Here is a 15,382-nt window from a genome sequence, read left to right on the forward strand (position 1 = left end):
ACGACATGGGTGTGCTCTTCGACGAGTGCGCCGAACGCGGCATCCGGACCATCGTGCACCTGGACCGGCCGTTCGACCTGGCTCCCGGCACCAGCCACGACCTGCCCGCACTGGCCGGGCTGGTGCGCACCGCCGCGGGCTGGCTGGCCGCCGCCGGACTGCGCAGGGGCGAACGGGTGGCCATCCTCAAGGACAACCACTGGGACTACGATCTGCTTGCCTGCGCGGCGATCCGGCTCGGCGCGGTGCCCGCGCTGCTGTCCGGCCAGCTGCCGCCGGAGACGGTCGAGGTGCTGCTCAAACGCCTCGACCCGGCCCTGCTGGTCAGCAACGGCCGCCACCTCGCCGTCGGTGACCTGCCCGCGCTGGCCCGGCGCACACTCACCCTGGACCACGGCCCCAAGGGTGTGCTCACCCTGGACGACGTGCGCGGGCACAGCGCACCCGGCCCGCAGCGGCGCTCCGCCGACGCGCCGCTGGTCATCAACCACACCTCGGGCACCACCGGGCTGCCCAAGCTGGTCACCCACTCCACCAGGACGATCATCGGGCGGCTGGCCCGGTTCGAGGCGATCCGCTGGCCGGTGATCGGCACCCGGCGCACCGACACGGTGGCCAGCGCCAGCTCCTTCGCACACGGCCGCACCTTCTGCTGGACCGCCAGCGTGCTCTGCCTGGCCCCGGAGAAGATCCTCATCCTCAGCGGCGAACACGACCGCGAACTCCTCGAACAGCATCCGCCGAGCCTGCTGGAGGCACTGCCCTCCTGGTACGTGCGGCACCAGCACCTCACCGCGGAGCCCGCCAACCCGTTCCGGCGGGTGCGGCTGTTCGTCAGCACCTACGACGCCATGCACCCGCCGACCGTGCGCGCCTACCTGCACGCCTCCCGGCGCAACCGTCCACTGTGGATGCAGGGCTGGGGGCAGACCGAGACCGGGCCGCTCACCTTCCGCTTCCTCACCCGCAAAGCCCTGGCCCACAGCCATGATCCGGAACCCACCACCCGGAACCTCGGCCACCCGCTGCCGGGACGAACCCGGCTGCGGGTGGTCGATCCCAGCACCTTCGCCCCGCTGCCGCCAGGGCACACCGGGCTGGTGCTGGCCCGCACCAAGGCCCGCTGCCTGGACTACGTCGGCGAGCCGGATCGGTTCGCGGCCAAGGACACCGCGGGCTGGTGGAACACCGGCGACCTGGGCAGGCAGACCCGCTCCGGCGCGATCCTGTTCCTGGACCGCGAGGTCGACCGCACCCCCGAACTGAGCTGCGTGCGCACCGAGGACCTCCTGGAGGAACGGCTGCCCGAGGTACTGGAGGCCGTTGTGCTCGGCGTGCTCGGGCAGCCGCCGATCCCGGTGCTGGTCACCGCGGACGGCACCCTGGACGCCTTCGCCTGGAAACGCGCCCTGCGTGACCTGCCGCCGCTGGCCGACCCGGTCGCGCTCACCTGGGCGCAGGTGCCACGCACCGGCACCGGCAAGGTCCGGCGTCAGGAACTTCTCGACCGACTGGTCGGTAGGGCCGCACGGCACGGCAGCGGGCGGTGGACGTGAGCGCCCCGGTCTTCTCCGACAACCGCAGCGAACACGCCCTCGACCAGCATCGATGCCTGTCCGAGGCCTACGACCCGATCACCAGGTCACGGCTGGCCGCGGCCGGGGTCGGCAGTGGCTGGCGGTGCCTGGAGGTCGGCGCGGGCAACGGCAGCATCGCGGCCTGGCTGGCCGAACGGGTCGGCCCGGACGGCTGGGTGCTGGCCACCGACCTGGAACCCCGGCACCTCACCTGCCGGCCCCGGCTGTCCGTGCTGCGCCACGACATCCGGTACGACCCACTGCCAAGCAACGCCTTCGACCTGGTGCACGCCCGCCAGGTGCTGCCACTGCTGCCGGACCGGCTTTCCGTGCTGCACCGGCTGATCGGCGCGTTGCGGCCCGGCGGGGTGCTGCAACTCGACGACCTCGACCTCGGCTACGGACCCGCGCTGCTCACCCCGGACCAGCGCTCGGCCGAGCTGTACGCGAGATTCCTGGCCGCCAAGGCCGAGGTGATGTCCGCGACCGGCGCCGACGGCAGCTGGGGCAGCCGGGTGGCGACCGCGATGCGGGAAGCCGGACTCGTCGAGGTCGACCCGGTGCCGCACCTGAGCCAGTGGCGGCCGGACTCACCGGGGCTGCGGCTCCAGCTCAACCACACCTACCGATTGCGAGAACCCTTGCTGGCCGCCGGCCTGACCGAAGACGACCTCACCGACCTGCGCGCGCTGCTCACCGATCCCGGCTTCCGCGCCGCCTCCTGCGTGTTCTACTCGGTGCAGGGACGGCGACCGTGAGCCCGGTGCGGCTGGACACCGAGGCCGCCGCCGCGCGCATCCTGGCCTGGCGGCAACTCCAGACCCTGGGGGTGGAGGGGCAGGACGCGGACTGCGTGGTGGACTGGGCCGGGCCGGTGGCCGCGCCGCTGCTGGACGAGACCACCGTGCAGGCCGCCTGCGGGATCGCGCACGTGCACGGCCGCCGCTACGGCAGGCCCACCATGCTGAACGTGGACTACGCCACGGTGCTGGCCGGAGTCCTTGGCGCGCAAGGGGTCCTGGCCGTCATGGTGGCCCGGTACCGTGGGCTGCGGCTGCGCAGGGTGGAGACCTCGGTGGCCCAGGCCGCGTTGCTGTCGGTGTCGCAGTACCTGGCCGCGCGCACCGCGGTGGACGACTGGACCGAACCCCTGCACCCCGGCGGGCCGCCGTTCGTGGCGGGTGACGGGGTGCGGTTCGAGGTGGAGACCTTCGAAGCCGAGCGCTGGCACCGGTTCTGGACCGTGCTGGCCGCCGAACCGGAGGCGATCCGGACCGGCTGGCGGCCGTTCCAGCACCGCTACGCCACCGCCACCTGCCCACTGCCCGAACCGCTGTTCCGGGCCGCGAACCGGGTGTCCTTCGGCGCGGTGCACGCCGCCGCCGACCTCACCGGGGTCAGCGTGCTGCGGCTCAACCCGGCCGGGCACAGCCTGGCCGACCTGCCACCCTGGCGGATCACCCCACTGGGACCCGCGGCCCGACCGACCGGTCGGTTGGCGCGCGAGAAGCCACTGGACGGCCTGGTCGTGGTCGAGGCCGGGCGGCGGTTGCAGGGGCCGATGGCCGGGCACCTGCTGCGCCTGCTCGGCGCCAGGGTGATCCGGCTGGAGCCCCGCGGCGGTGACCTGCTGCGCGGCATGCCGCCGATGGCCGGGGACACCTCGGCCCGATTCCGTGCCATCAACGACGGCAAACACGTAGTCGAGGTCGACCTGCACGCCCGATCCGGGCGCTCGGAACTGCTGGAGATGATCACCGGCGCGGACGTGTTCCTGCACAACTGGGCGCCCGGCAAGGCCGCGCAACTCCGGCTGGACGCCGAGGACCTGGCCAAGGTGCGCCCCGGCCTGGTCTACGCCTGGGCCTCCGGCTGGGGCGACCACCTCGGCGACCGCCCGCCACTGGGCACCGACTTCATGGTGCAGGCCTACAGCGGACTCGCCGCCGAGGTCCGCCCGGCCAGGGAACCCGCGGCGCCCTCGCTGATGACCCTCACCGACGTGCTCGGCGGACTGGTCAGCGCCCAGGGCGTGCTCGCCGGACTGCTGGCCCGCTTCCGCGAGGGCCGCGGCCGCCGGGTCGACTCCTCACTGCTCTCCGCGGCAGCCGTGCTGCGCCGGATGCCACGCACCCCGCGCCGCGAACCACTGTCCACATTGGACGGTTGGCTGGCCGTGTCGGCCGATCCCCGGCACAGCGCCAGGATCGCCAAGGCATTCGACCTGCCCGACCCGCCCGGCTACGCCCACCTCGCGGTGCGCTGCGCCCAGCAGTCCACCAGCCACTGGCTGGAGCGGCTGACCGCGGTCGGCGTGCCCGCGGTGCGGGTGTGCACCGACCTCGCCGAACTGCCCGCCGATCCCCGCTTCGGCGCGGTGCTGCGTCCGCACGACGGTTTCGCCACCCCTGCCCCGCCCTGGGAGTTCTCGTGAGCTGGACCTCGAACAACGGCATCGTGCTGCGTGATCTGGTGCCACACGCGCTGCGCAGGCAGTGGGTCCGCGAGGGCCACTGCCCCGACCTGGACGTCTACGCCGCCTTCAGCAGGCAGGTCCGCGCCCGGCCGTGCCGGATCGCGGTCAGCGACGAACTCGGCAGCCTGGACTACACCGACCTGGACCGGGAGGTGCGCCGGATCGCCACCGCGTTGCGCGCGGCCGGACTGGGCCAGCGGGACATCATCGGCATCCAGCTGCCCAACGGCCGCAAGGCGGTGGCCGCCGAACTCGCGGTGGCCGCCCTGGGCGGTGTGTCCCTGCCCTACCCGTACAGCCGCGGCGCCCGGGATTCGGCCAGTCTGCTCGGCCGCGCCAGAGCCGCCGCGCTGATCACCCTGCCCCGCCCCGACCTGCCCACGCTGTGCCCGGTCTTCGTCTTCGGCCCGGCCCCCGACGGCTGCGTCTCACTGGACCACGCCCGGATCCCGGTCGGGCCGTGGCTGCCCGCGGTGATCGACCCGGACGGTCCCGCGCGCATCCTGGTCACCTCCGGCACCGAGGCCGAACCGAAGATGATCGCCTACTCGCACAACGCCTTCCTCGGCGGCCGGGCCCGCTACGTGCGCTCGCTGCACACCGGCGAGGGCCCGATGCGCAACCTGGTGCTGGCGCCGCTGTCCTCCTCCTACGGCTCCCTCGGCGTCCCGGTCACCCTGGCCGCGCTCGGCGGAACCCTGATCACCCAACCGGGATTCGACCCGGCGGACGCCCTCCGGCTGATCACCGAACAACGCCCGACCCACCTCTTCGCCGTGCCCACCATGCTGCGCCGCCTGGTCAGCCAACCCCGACAGTCCACAGAGGACACCAGTTCACTGCGCGCGGTGGTGTCCAGCTCGGCCGCGTTCCCGCCCAGCCTGCTGCCGGAGTGCCGGAAACGGCTGGCGGACAACGTGATCACCGTGTACGGCTCGGCCGACGGGGTCAACTGCCACACCGCCCGCACCGGCATCTCCCCCGCCACCGGCACCGGCCTGCCCGACCCGGCCGTCGCCCACCTGCAGATCCGCTCCCCCGGCGGCAGACTGCTCCCCCGCGGCGAGGAGGGCGAGATCATCGCACTGGGCCCGATGACCCCGCTGTGCTACGTCGCCGACCCCGGCCTCGACGCCGCCTACCGACTGGACGGTTGGGTGCGCACCGGCGACCTTGGCCAGCTGGACCGCAACGGCTGCCTGCACGTCTCCGGCAGACTCAAGCAGATCGTCAACCGCGGCGGCCTCAACATCAGCCCCGCCGAGGTCGAGCAGCACCTGGGCGCGCATCCGGACATCGCGGAGGTGGCCTGCGTGCCGGTGCCCGACCCGGAACTGGGCGAACGCCTGGCCGCCTGCCTGGTCCAGCACCCAGGCACCGAACCACTGACCCTGGCGGCGCTGGCGGGGTACCTGGAACGGGAACGGGGGCTGGAGCGGCGGAAGTTGCCGGAGGTGTTGCTGTCGCTGACGGAGTTGCCGTTGGGGCCGACCGGGAAGGTGTGCAGGCACACCCTGAGCGCCCTGGCCGCCGACCGCCCAGCGCCACCACCGCCCCGGCAACCGCTGGGCGAACCCGCGCGCAGGTGAGGCAGGTGCGGCTTGGGCGCCCCCACCAAATTCAGTTGCCGCCCACCTCACCCCCAGCGCACCCTCCCGACATGACCGAAACCACGACACTGCTGTCCCGACCCGCCGACCGACCGGCCGGTAGGCAGCAGCGCACCCGCCTCGCCTGGAGGCCGATCCTCTCCCGGTCATGACCGAGGCGCTGGTCGCCGGACTGCTCGCGGGCTATGGCATCGCCATACCGGTCGGCGCGGTCGCGACCTACCTAGTCGCCCTCTCCGCCCGCACCAGCCTGCGCATCGGCGCCGCCGCCGCACTGGGCGTCGCGGCCGCCGACGGCCTGTACGCCATGCTGGCCGTACTCGGCGGAGCCGCGCTCACCGACCTGCTCCGGCCGATCGCCGAACCACTGCGCTGGGCCTCGGTGCTCATCCTGGTGGCACTGGCGATCCGGACCGCCTGGTCCGCGCTGCGCCGGTTCCGGGCAGGCCAGGACCCGGCTTCCACGGAATCACCGCCGAGACCGGGCCGGGCGTTCGTGCTGTTGCTGGGCATCACGGTGCTCAACCCGACCACGGTGGTCTACTTCTCCGCCTTGGTGCTGGGGCGCTCCGGCGCCACGGCCACCGGGTGGAGCGCGGTGGTGTTCGTACTGGCCGCCTTCCTCGCCTCGGCGAGCTGGCAACTGGTACTCGCCACCGGCGGCAGCCTGCTGGGCCGGATCCTCACCGGCCCACGCGGCCGCCTGGCAACCGCCCTGGCCTCAGCAACATTGATCACCGGCCTGGCAGTCAACCTGGCCCTCACCTGACACCCCAACCCACCCACCCCGCGTGTTGGCCGTTGTCGTACGGAGTGTTGGCCGTTCTTGTACGCCGTGTTGGCCGTTGTGGGACGGGTCGTTGGCCGTTGTTGTACGGCCGCAGGCCGCAGGCCGCAGGCCGGGGGTTGGGGTTTGGGGTTGGGGGTAAAACCCACGACGAGGGTTCTCGCGTGTTCTCCGTACGGCCTGGAGCTTGCTGACCGCGCCCCGAGGAGCGGCCCCTGCAACCTGCCGCCGCCCTAGCCTCCCAAGGTGACGGGGGCCGCTCCTCGGGGTGTGGTTGGCTTGCGGAAGGCCGTGCGGAGAACACGCGAGCCCTCGGAGCCACGCTGGGTCTTGAGTCGGCAACCCAAACCCCGCCCCGCAACCTGCTTGCCCGGCTCTTGACTTGCCCTCCCCCCTCCGGTGGTCTGCCCGGCCGGCGAGGCCATCTTTTTCGCTCTTGATCTTTGCGTTGTTGGCCTCTGTTGCTGAGGTACCCGAACGACAGTCAAGATCAAGATCGTCCTCGCCGGACGGGCAGAAATCAAAGGATGGGGGGGAAAGTCAAAGACAAGAGCAAAGATGAAGAGCAGTGCTCGTGCGGTTCCCCCATCCCCGTCAGCCTTCCGATACCAAACCACATCCCGGGCACGCAGACCGTGCGGTTGGGAGGCTAGGGCGGCGGCAGGTTGCGGTCTGCGCACCCGGGATGTGGTGTGTCCTCTCCAGGCTGACGGGGATGGGGGAACCGCTCGGGGAGTGTTGAAAAGCCACCCCGTCTGCTTGTGTCCGGGCTTCGCCCGCACGCAGTCGCCCAAGGCGTACAACAACGGCCAACGTGGTGTACGACAACGGCCAACACTCCGTACAAGAACGGCCAACACGCCGGTAGGGGTTGGTCAGTCCTTCATCTTCAGGCCGAGGGACTTGCGGATGGTGCGGTAGTCCAGTTTGTCGTAGCGGTAGCCGATGTAGCTCCACGGCAGCCCGTCGGTGACGCTGCGCGCGCTCACCCTGGACAGGTGGTCGCGGGCGCGTTCGCGTTCCCCTGCCAGGTAAAGCCCCACGCCGAGCAGGTGGTGTGCCTCGATGTTGCGGTGGTGGGGGCGCAGGCCGGCCAGCCAGTTGTCGCTGATCCGCACCAGTTGTGCGCTGATGTGCGGGCGGCCGAAGTAGTCCAGCGGTTCGGCGTCGTTGCCCATCATGACCTCCAGGTGCGCGGCCACGGTCAGCGCGCTCAGTGGTTCCCCCGGCGGGGCGGATTGGGCGACCTCGTTGGTGAACTCGAGCACCTCGCGGTCGCTGCCCTGCCACTTCTCGCACAGCACCTGGACCCGGGAGTAGTGCGCGCCGTAGTGGAACGGGTCTCGGTCGGTCAGCTCCTGCCAGACCTCGTCCATCTCGTCCCGGCTGACCTGCAGACCCAGTCCGCGCCACTGCAGCTTGTCCCATGGCACCGGGTCGGCCGGGCGCAGTTCGGCGGCGTGCATCAGCGGGTCGTAGGCGCCGCCGAGGATGAACCAGAACTGCTCGAACTGCTCCCGGCTGACCTGGTCGGCGGTGGCCCCGGTGCGCACCTTCCAGGCGTGCTGGATCCGGGTGGCGCCCAGCAGTAGCTGCAGGTCGGCGTCGTCGGGGTTGGCGGCGGCGATCTTGCCCAGCTCGTCGACGTTGCGGACCAGGATCTTGCTGATCTTGCCGATCCGGTCGGCGCGCAGCTCGTTGTCGCCCTGGGTGGCCGCGGCCAGCTTCCAGGCGACCTCCAGGTCACCCTTGTACAGGTCGTGCTCGGCGGCCTTGAAGTCCGGGTCGGGCTGGCCCGCGTCGGTGCTGATGCCGATGTCGCGCAGGACACGCATGATCATCATGAATTTGCTGGGCACGGCGTTTCTCCAGGCGCGAGAAGGGGTTCAGTGACGCTTGATGCGGGCGCGCAGGCGGCTCCAGGAGCTGGTCCTGACCTGCCGGGGGATGTCCTGGTCGGCCCGAGGGGGTTTGGGCACCACCACCCCTGGCGGCACCCCGCGGTCGATCAGGTCGGGCAGCGCGGCCCCGTACTTCCACAGCGTGGGCTCGATCCGCAGGTGCAGTCCGTCCCGGCCGATCAGGTGCCGGGCGCCGTCCGGCCAGGCCAGCATCGCGGCGCAGTCGGCGAACCGGATGGTGATGAACTCCGGCCCGCTGATCAGGCTGATCCCGGTCGGCCCGACGCACAGCCGCGGCCTGCCGGTGGTGGCGGGCCCGAACGGGTTCTGCTCACCGGGCTGGGCGGATTCGATGGGCAGCAGGATCTCGCCCTCGACCCGGCCGGTGGAGGTGTGCGGCGCGGCGACGTAGCGATCGCCCGCGGGGGTGTGGCCCTCGGGGACCATGAGCAGGATGTTGTCCCGCACCGTGATCCCGACGTCCTGGATGTCCTCGGCGCACAGGGTTTCCAGCTCGGCCTCGACCGAGGCGATGGTGGGTGGTTCGGCGCCGAACAGCTCGGCGTGCGCGGCGCCCACCGGCAGTCCGGCCCTGATCCGCGGGTCCAGCAGCGGGGCCCGGCGCAGTTCGATCAGCTCGGCCACCTCGTGTTCCTTGGGCGGCAGCTCGGCCAGCCAGTCGATCACCTCGGTGAAACCGCGGACCAGTCGCGAGTGGACGGAGGACAGGCCGTCGGCGAAGGCGGTGATCTCGGCCAGGTACGCGTCCCGCCGGTCATAGGTCGCGGTCTGGCTGTAGCTGATCCCCTCCGCCGTGCGCAGGCTCTGGAACAGCCTGCGCTGCAACAGATCCGCGTAGGCGGTGGCCGCGGTGGAGCGTTCCACCACACTGCTGGCGGCCACCCCGTTGAGGCTGGCGTTGAAGTAGGCGGGGGTGCGGCGCAGCGTGCTGGTGGGCTCCGGGGTCGGCACCCTCGGTCCGGCGGGCAGTTCCAGCCGCAGGCCGTCCGGGGGCGGGCCGCCGATGAGCCACATCGCCGCGTTGCCGCTGGTGAACCAGGCCCGCGCCCAGGCCCTGACCTCCTCCGGACTGTGCAGGCCGACGCCGAACTCGTCGTAGCCGCTGAGGCCATAGGTGGCCGCGCCGTAACGCCAGATGGCCAGCGAGGACTGGATGTCCCGGCTGCGGCCGTCGGCCTCGGTGAGCAGGAGCTGATTCTCCGCGGGGATGCGGTCCACCGGCAGGTCGGCCAGTGCGGCGCACAGGCTGGCGAAGAAGTCGCGCACGTGCTCGGCGTCGCCGTGGGTGAGGAAGGTGGTCAGGGTGGCGTCGACGCTGCCGTTGGACTGGTCGTGCCTGGCCCCGGCCTGGTGCAGGGCGAGGTGTTCGACCAGGTGGGTGATGCCGCGCCGGGCGAGCCGCTCATCGGCGTGGCCGACCCGGAACACCAGGCCCGCGGTCAACTCGCCTTCGTGCTCGGACCAGAACACCGGCACACCGTCGATCTCGGTGCGAACCCACTCCACCCCGTGACTCCCCATACGCGCATACCCCGATCGGGGCCGCGCGCACTATACGACGTGCTGACGCGGCCGCGCGAGTGGTTCGCGGACGGGTATCCCCGGTTTACGTGACATTCATCAGGTCCAGCGCGCTGTGCTGGCGGGCGGCGTCGGCCCGGTCGAACGGCCCGGCCCAGCGCAGGCCGTAGGTGTCCAGCGTGCTCCGGTTCCGGGCGTACGCCGAATCGGCCTGTCTGCGCAGGTAGGAGCGGTAGGGATGGCCGGGCAGGACCTGGTCGAGGGCGCCGAGTCCGCGCACGTAGGCGCCCTTGAACGAGGGGCCGTCCGGGTCGCAGTCGTTGTTGGGTTCGCAGGGTTCGCGCAGGATGCCGCCGGGGTTGAGCGCGGTGCTGGCAGTGGAGGCGTCGGCCAGCCCGCGGGCGCGGGCCAGCAGCGCGGGATCGCCGGTGGCGCGGTGCAGTTCGACCAGCGCGTCCAAGATGACGCCCTGGTTGTAGGTCCACGCGGGTTTGCCGTCGTTGCGGCAGGTGGCCATGTTCACGCCGTCGTTGACCAGCCCGGCGCTGTTGATCATTCCGGTGCCCTGGAACCAGGTCCAGCCCGCGCGGGCCCGGTCGCGGTAGGCGGTGTCGCCGGGGATCCGGTTGTGCAGGGCGGCGTTGAGCTGGATGTAGAGCGAGTTGGTGATCGCGTTCTTCACCCGCCGGTCGGTCTTCCAGTACACGCCACCGCCGCAGACGCCGTCCCAGTACGCGTGCATGTGTTCGGCGTCGACGCGGGCGGTGCGCAGGTAGCGGCGGTCGCCGGTGAGGTCGTAGGCGGCGATCCAGGCCATCCCCCACCAGCCGGTGTCGTCCAGGAACTCGTTGCGGAACTCGCCGAGCGCGGCCTCGCGGTTGCGGTCGTAGGTGGTGGCGATGGCGTACCGGTAACTGTCCATTCCGGACACCCGGATGTTGTCGATGATCGCGGTGAGCGCGTTGGCCGAGTTCCACCAGCCGCTGGTGTCGAACAGGCCGGTGTCCCGGTTGTAGAACTGCATCAGCGCGGTGGCCGCCGCGGTGCGCCGGTCGTGGGCGTTCCAGGTGGTGCGGGCCCAGGCGGTGCAGGCGATCTCGGGGCGGTCCTTGACCTTCGCGCAGGCGCGCAGCGCGCCTACCCCTCGGTTGGCCCAGTCGTCGACGTTGTACATCAGGGTGCGCCGGCCCGCGCGGCCGGCGGGCACGGCGGTGTTGCCCAGGCGTCCGGTCCAGGTGCGGCCGCCGTCGAAGGAGCGGTCCAGCCAGACCTCGTCACCGGGGGCGGCGGCGTCCAGGGCGGCCCAGCCCATGGCGTCAGTGTCGTTGAAGTGCAAGGAGATCCGGCGGCCGAACAGGGTGACGTGCAGTGTCGCGCGGTCGCGCGGGGCCAGGGCGGGGTCGCGGGCGTCGCAGTGCCGGTTGCACACGGCGGCGGCAGCGGCGCTGGCGGCGGACGCTGGCGGGGTCATGGTCAGCAGGGTCGCGGTGATCAGGGCGGCGGTCAACGCCGGGCGCAGCATGGTGACCTCCCGGACCGGGCGCTCCGGCAGGGTAGGGCGCGGCCGGGTCCAGCTCGAACGTAGGCCGGGTCGGCGCGGGGCGTCAACGGCCGGAATCGGTCAGTCGGACCGGAATCCGTTCCGCGACAAGGGCTACCGACTTCCCCGCCGGCCCGAAGTGGTTCAGTCCGGGTAACGGGATCGGCGTGACCGCGGGCAGCACCGGCGCGGTGACGGTGGCGAATCCGGGCAACCGGTCCTGCTGGGCGGCGATCTGCTCGTGCTCGGCCGGGTTGGCCGCTCGGTCGGGACGGGGCTGGTGGGCACGCCCGGCTCGTAGACCGCGATCCGCTCGAAGGCCGGGGAGCGGCGGGCGTCTCCAGGGCGATGAGCCCGCCGTGGCGGTGGCCGAACACCAGCCGGGCCCCGGTCTCCGCGAGCAGGTCCGCCACCTCGGTGTCCAGGCTGTAGCCGGGTCCCTGCTGGGCGGTGTGCGGCGCGCGGCCGAGCATGATGAGTCCGGGGCCGCTACCGACCGTTCGGTAGGCGACGGGTGCGGCGGTTATCGCGACTCCGGTTCGTCCAGGGTGGTCAGCCGATGCTCCAGCAGCTGTTGCCCGGCGACGACCAGTTCCCGGCCCGTGCCGGTGCGGCGGAGCCCGCGGCGGCGGCCGCTGCCCGGCTCGGCCTGGACCGCCGGTCAACCGGCCTCGGCCGGCGCCGGCTGGGTGGTCGCCTCCAGGGTCAGGGCGAGGAACCGCGGTAGGACACCTCGTGTTCGGCCCGCTGGATCCGGTCGACCGCCAGCATGCGCACCTACCGACCGTTCGGTAGATACGCATGCGTGACCGGGTTGGTCAGGCCGGGTAGGTGCGGGTTTCGGTGGCCTTGAGGGCGGCCCAGAGGGTGTCGCCGGGGGTGAGGCGGAGTTCGGCGATGGTGGCGGTGGTGACGTCGGCGAGCACCGGTGGGTCGCCGAGCAGGCGGACCCGGGTGGTGTGGCCGTGGGCCTCGATGCCGTCCACGGTCACCGGCCACACGTTGCGCGGGCTGCCGCCGGGTTTGTCCCGGTGCAGGCCGACCGCGGAGGGCGGGAAGGCCACGTGCACCTGGCCGGTGGCGGGTTCGGCGATGGTGAGGCTGCCGCCGGACTCCAGGGTGACGGTGCCGCCGTCGGCGTGGCCGCGGTGCAGGTTGAGGCCGACCAGGTTGGCCACGTAGTCGGTGCGCGGGCGTTGCGCGACCTCCAGGGGCGGGCCTTCCTGGACGATCCGGCCGTGTTCCAGGATGACCAGGCGGTCGGCGAGCACCATGGCGTCGAGGGGGTCGTGGGTGACCAGCAGGGTGTGGCCGGGGTAGTCGCGCAGGTGGCGGCCGAGGTCGGCGCGCACCTGCAACCGGGTGCGGGCGTCCAGGGCGGCCAGGGGTTCGTCCAGCAGCAGCAGGTCCGGGCTGGTGGCCAGGGCGCGGGCGAGGGCGACCCGCTGGGCCTGGCCGCCGGAGAGGGCGCGCGGGCGGGTGTTCGAGTGTTCGGCCAGGCCCACCCGGTCCAGCCAGCGGGTGGCCGCGGCGCGGGCCTCGGCGCGGCGGATTCCCCTGGCGCGCAGGCCGAAGGCCACGTTCTCCAGTGCGGAGAGGTGCCCGAAAAGAAGGTAGTCCTGGAAGACCACGCCGATCGGGCGGTGTTCGGCCGGGCGGAACACCTTGGGCGGCTGGTCCCAGAGTGTGTCGCCGAGCCGGATGTGCCCGTCGGTCAACGGAAGCAGCCCGGCCAGTGTGCGCAACGCGGTGGTCTTGCCCGCGCCGTTGGGGCCGAGCAGGGCGATGACCTCGCCGGGTTCGATGGTGAGCGGGAGGTCGAGGCGGAACTCGCCGCGGGTGAGCCGGAGGTCGGCATGCAGGGTCATGTGGCTCCGTTGATCCACCGGTCGCGCAGCAGGGCGAGTACCGCGACGGAGACCAGCAGCAGCACCAGGCTGAGCACGATGGCCGCCTCGGGTTCGGTTTCCAGGGCGAGGTAGACGGCCAGTGGCATGGTGGTGGTGCGGCCGGGGAAGTTGCCGGCGAAGGTGATGGTGGCGCCGAACTCGCCGAGGGCGCGGGCCCAGCACAGCACCGCGCCGGCGATGACGCCGGGCAGGATCGAGGGCAGGGTGACCCGCCGGAAGGTCAGCCACCGGGACGCGCCGAGCGTGGCGGCGGCTTCCTCCAGTCTGCCGTCCCCGGCGCGCAGCGCGCCCTCCACCGAGATGACCAGGAACGGCAGTGCGACAAAGGCTTCGGCGAGCACGACGCCCGCGGTGGTGAACGGCAGCGAGATGCCGAACCACTCGTCGAGGTACTGCCCGATCACCCCGCGTCGCCCGAGCACGAGCAGCAGTGCGACGCCGCCGACCACCGGTGGCAGCACCAGCGGCACGGTGACCAGGGCCCGGATCAGTCCGCGCCCCGGCAGGTCACCCCTGGCCAGCAACCAGGCCAGCGGGATGCCCAGCACCAGACAGATCAGGGTGGCCAGGGTCGCGCACAGCAATGAGAGCTGTAGTGCCGCACCGATTTCCGGGCTGAACAGCTGCTCGGGCAGCCTGGCCCAGGGCGCGCGCACGAGCAGCCCGAGCAGCGGCACGAGCAGGAAGGCCAGGCCGAGCAGCGCCGGGACGACCAGCAGCGCCGGGCGGCGGCGGGCGACGTGCCGGGTCACGGACCGTCGAACCCGGCTTCGGCGAGCACCGCCCGGCCCTTGTCCGAGCGCACGTGGTCGACGAAAGCCTTGGCACCACTGGCATTAGGCGCCTTGGCCAGGGCGGCCAGCGGGTAGTCGTTGATCGCCTGATCGGCCTCGGCGAAGGTGATCCCCTCCACCTCGGCGCCCGCGGAACGCACGTCGGTCCGGTAGACCAGCGCGGCGTCCACCTCACCTAGACGCACCTTGGTCAGCACCGCCTTGACGTCCTGTTCGAGGGTGTCCGGCTGCCCGGTGACCTTGGCCGCCTGCAACACCTTCTTGGTCGCCGCCCCGCACGGCACCTGCTCGGCGCACAACGCGATCTTCAGCTCGGCCCGCCCGAAGTCGGCCAGCCCGGTGATCCTGGCCGGATTGCCCTTGGGCACCGCGATCTGCAACCTGTTACGGGCGAAGGTCACCGGCGTCTCGGTGACCGTCCTGGTGTCGGTGACCTGCTTCATGTTGGCAGGCGCCGCCGAGGCGAAGACGTCCGCCGGCGCGCCCTGGTTGAGCTGCTGGGCCAGTGCCGAGGAGCCACCGAAGTTGAAGGTCACCTTGACGCCGGGGTTGGCCGCCTCGAAGTCCTTGCCCAGCTTGGTGAATGACTCGGTCAGCGAGGCCGCCGCGAACACGGTCACCGCCCCACTGACACCACCCGGCCCGGCCGGCGGCGGCGCCGGGGTCGACCCGCAACCCGCGAGGACCAGCAACGCCACCAGGGGAACAACCCGCCGCATTCATGCCTCCGGAATCTCGACAACGACATGGGTGGACTTGATCGAGGCGACCGCGACGCTGCCCACCTCCAGACCCAGCTCGTCCGCTGCCTCACGGCTCATCAGCGACACCACCCGGAACGGCCCGGCCTGCAACTCCACCTGCGCCATCACCCCGTCCTTGACCACCCGGGTGACGATCCCGCGCATCCGGTTGCGCGCCGAGGCCGCCACCGTCGCCCCCGGCTCCGGCGTCTCCGCCAGCCGCCGCGCGAACTCCGCCAGCTCCCGCCCCTCGATCGCCTTACGCCCGTTAGCCCCCACCACCACGGGCAGCCGCCCCTGCTCCACCCACCGGCGCACGGTGTCGTCGGAGACACCCAGCAGCGCGGCGGCTTCACTGATCCGCAGATTCGGCATGCCGGGGACTCTACATCCGCATCCACAGCACCCAGAGCAGGTAATGAACTCGTTCGCGGATCCGCACCGGACCGTTGCCACGCTGTGCCCCAGCTACCAACTCCGGCCAACTCGGTGTACGAGATCG

General features: G+C 71.9%; 13 protein-coding genes. 6 read left to right on the top strand and 7 right to left on the bottom strand.

What is annotated here, in order from left to right; all coding sequences use genetic code 11:
* The first annotated feature begins 5 nt into the window (after positions 1-5).
* From HNR67_RS32955 to HNR67_RS32975, 5 genes are all read left to right on the top strand, one after another.
* Positions 6-1,556, top strand: coding sequence for an AMP-binding protein (locus tag HNR67_RS32955; RefSeq protein ID WP_185011383.1), 1,551 nt, complete (start codon positions 6-8; stop codon positions 1,554-1,556).
* On the top strand, positions 1,553-2,335 hold the full coding sequence (locus HNR67_RS32960; RefSeq protein WP_312988547.1) for a class I SAM-dependent methyltransferase: 783 nt from the start codon (positions 1,553-1,555) through the stop codon (positions 2,333-2,335). Before HNR67_RS32955 ends, HNR67_RS32960 begins: the two co-directional genes overlap by 4 nt.
* Positions 2,332-4,011, top strand: coding sequence for a CoA transferase (locus tag HNR67_RS32965; protein WP_312988548.1), 1,680 nt, complete (start codon positions 2,332-2,334; stop codon positions 4,009-4,011). Before HNR67_RS32960 ends, HNR67_RS32965 begins: the two co-directional genes overlap by 4 nt.
* The gene (locus HNR67_RS32970) at positions 4,008-5,642 is read left to right on the top strand and encodes a class I adenylate-forming enzyme family protein (protein WP_185006221.1); all 1,635 of its coding nucleotides are present in this window, start codon (positions 4,008-4,010) and stop codon (positions 5,640-5,642) included. The genes HNR67_RS32965 and HNR67_RS32970 overlap by 4 nt, the downstream gene beginning before the upstream one ends.
* Before the next feature lie 169 nt (positions 5,643-5,811).
* Positions 5,812-6,432: a LysE/ArgO family amino acid transporter gene (locus tag HNR67_RS32975; RefSeq protein WP_185006223.1), complete on the top strand. Its 621-nt coding sequence runs from the start codon at positions 5,812-5,814 to the stop codon at positions 6,430-6,432.
* Between the two features lie 893 nt (positions 6,433-7,325).
* Here HNR67_RS32975 and HNR67_RS32980 read toward each other — a convergent pair.
* The 3 genes from HNR67_RS32980 to HNR67_RS32990 form a co-directional block, all read right to left on the bottom strand.
* Positions 7,326-8,309, bottom strand: coding sequence for a hypothetical protein (locus tag HNR67_RS32980; protein ID WP_185006224.1), 984 nt, complete (start codon positions 8,307-8,309; stop codon positions 7,326-7,328).
* Between the two features lie 27 nt (positions 8,310-8,336).
* Complete coding sequence (locus tag HNR67_RS32985; RefSeq protein WP_185006226.1) at positions 8,337-9,878, bottom strand: insulinase family protein; 1,542 nt, start codon at positions 9,876-9,878, stop codon at positions 8,337-8,339.
* 100 nt (positions 9,879-9,978) lie between these two features.
* Positions 9,979-11,415, bottom strand: coding sequence for a glycoside hydrolase family 76 protein (locus HNR67_RS32990; protein ID WP_185006228.1), 1,437 nt, complete (start codon positions 11,413-11,415; stop codon positions 9,979-9,981).
* A gap of 577 nt (positions 11,416-11,992) precedes the next feature.
* Here HNR67_RS32990 and HNR67_RS32995 point away from each other — a divergent pair.
* Entirely contained in the window at positions 11,993-12,160 is a 168-nt protein-coding gene (locus HNR67_RS32995) for a hypothetical protein (protein ID WP_185006230.1), read from the top strand.
* A 91-nt stretch (positions 12,161-12,251) separates the two neighbouring features.
* On the opposite strand, the gene HNR67_RS33000 is transcribed toward HNR67_RS32995, so the two are convergent.
* From HNR67_RS33000 to HNR67_RS33015, 4 genes are read right to left on the bottom strand one after another with little or no spacing between them, the layout of a single operon-like run.
* A complete protein-coding gene (locus tag HNR67_RS33000; protein WP_185006232.1) occupies positions 12,252-13,301 on the bottom strand; it encodes an ABC transporter ATP-binding protein in 1,050 nt (349 codons plus the stop codon).
* Complete coding sequence (modB, locus tag HNR67_RS33005) at positions 13,298-14,095, bottom strand: molybdate ABC transporter permease subunit (RefSeq protein WP_185006240.1); 798 nt, start codon at positions 14,093-14,095, stop codon at positions 13,298-13,300. Before modB ends, HNR67_RS33000 begins: the two co-directional genes overlap by 4 nt.
* Positions 14,092-14,856, bottom strand: coding sequence for a molybdate ABC transporter substrate-binding protein (modA, locus tag HNR67_RS33010; protein ID WP_185006243.1), 765 nt, complete (start codon positions 14,854-14,856; stop codon positions 14,092-14,094). The genes modB and modA overlap by 4 nt, the downstream gene beginning before the upstream one ends.
* Positions 14,857-15,255: a TOBE domain-containing protein gene (locus HNR67_RS33015; RefSeq protein WP_185006245.1), complete on the bottom strand. Its 399-nt coding sequence runs from the start codon at positions 15,253-15,255 to the stop codon at positions 14,857-14,859.
* Positions 15,256-15,382 lie beyond the last annotated feature (127 nt).

The organism is Crossiella cryophila (genome assembly GCF_014204915.1).
GTDB classification, from domain to species: domain Bacteria; phylum Actinomycetota; class Actinomycetes; order Mycobacteriales; family Pseudonocardiaceae; genus Crossiella; species Crossiella cryophila.

Bases quoted from the DNA above. Each gene is read 5' to 3' on its own strand.
- HNR67_RS33000 (WP_185006232.1), bottom strand. From the start codon at position 13,301: ATGACCCTGCATGCCGACCTCCGGCTCACCCGCGGCGAGTTCCGCCTC.
- HNR67_RS33015 (WP_185006245.1), bottom strand. From the start codon at position 15,255: ATGCCGAATCTGCGGATCAGTGAAGCCGCCGCGCTGCTGGGTGTCTCC.
- HNR67_RS32975 (WP_185006223.1), top strand. From the start codon at position 5,812: ATGACCGAGGCGCTGGTCGCCGGACTGCTCGCGGGCTATGGCATCGCC.
- modA (WP_185006243.1), bottom strand. From the start codon at position 14,856: ATGCGGCGGGTTGTTCCCCTGGTGGCGTTGCTGGTCCTCGCGGGTTGC.
- HNR67_RS32990 (WP_185006228.1), bottom strand. From the start codon at position 11,415: ATGCTGCGCCCGGCGTTGACCGCCGCCCTGATCACCGCGACCCTGCTG.
- HNR67_RS32995 (WP_185006230.1), top strand. From the start codon at position 11,993: ATGCTCCAGCAGCTGTTGCCCGGCGACGACCAGTTCCCGGCCCGTGCC.
- HNR67_RS32955 (WP_185011383.1), top strand. From the start codon at position 6: ATGGGTGTGCTCTTCGACGAGTGCGCCGAACGCGGCATCCGGACCATC.